At 72.1% G+C, this 1,097-nt stretch carries 1 pseudogene; it reads left to right on the forward strand.

What is annotated here, in order from left to right:
• Window positions 1-1,097, forward strand: a pseudogene (locus HC022_RS27215) (hypothetical protein); the annotation flags it as partial.

The following is a 1,097-nucleotide window of genomic DNA, read 5'->3' on the forward strand; positions in this document are numbered from 1 at the left end:
AGGGCACTATCGAGGGCACGCGCCAGTCCTTCCTGACCCACGCCCTCCGCGCCGCCTACCGCACGCCGCGCCCGAACATGCTGCGGGTGGTGGATTACGAGGGCAAGGCCCGGCAGGTGGTGCCGAACCGGGCGCTCAAGGCCTTCCTCCGCGACACCATCACAGAGACGCTGAGCGACGTCGACTTCACCAAGATCCAGCCGGTGGAGGTCAACGTGGTCGCGGACGACGACGTGTTCATGGCTGTCCCCGATCCCGTGCCCGCCGTGCCGCCGACGCCCGAAGCACCGCTGCCGCGCGGCACCCCGCAGCCGGCGGGAGCCGCGAAGCCCGATGGTCCGGCCCCTGCCGGCGTCGCGCCCGGGCTCTTCCGCAGCCGCCCGAAGACGGTCGACGACCTGACCAAGATCGACGGCATCGGCAGGGTGATGCGCGACCGCCTGCAGGCGCTCGGCGTCTACCGCTTCGCGCAGATTGCCGAATGGGAGGCGCCCGAGATCGACTGGGTCGCCGCCCGGCTGCGCGGCTACCGCGGCCGGATCGACCTTGACGACTGGGTCGCACAGGCGCGCAACCTGACGGCCGCGCCCGCCGCCCCGCCCGAATACCGCGAGCCGCAAGAGATCGTGCGCCGCGCCCTCACCGGACAGCCGGTGGTGCCCGGGGCACCGATGGCCACGGCGCTCACGGAAGACATGCGCGCCCGGATGCCCGACGCGAGGGTGCAGAGCTTCGAGACCGAAACGGGCTTCACCCTGAGCGGCGCCAAGATCCGCAAGGTCGCGGTGTCGCAGCACCCGATGGGCGGGGGCCGTGCCGAACGCGCGCCCGAAAAGGTCTCGGGCACGGATCTCGGCGTGATCCGGGTCTATCCGAACGGCCCCGCCGGTCAGATCGCCATCCGCCTCGCCGACGGGCGCTGCCTGCTGCTGCCGTTCCTGCAAGGCTACATCGGCCATATCCACATGGAACCCTCGGGCATGGCGGCGCTCTCCTACGTGCCCAGCATCTACTCCCCCCGCGCGGCACAGCTCGGCGGACAGCGCCCCGAGCTCGACACGCTGCGTGCCGCCGCGACGCTGGCGCTGGACGAGCGC

The sequence above is a fragment of the Salipiger sp. HF18 genome (assembly GCF_011806505.1).
Taxonomy (GTDB): domain Bacteria; phylum Pseudomonadota; class Alphaproteobacteria; order Rhodobacterales; family Rhodobacteraceae; genus Salipiger; species Salipiger thiooxidans.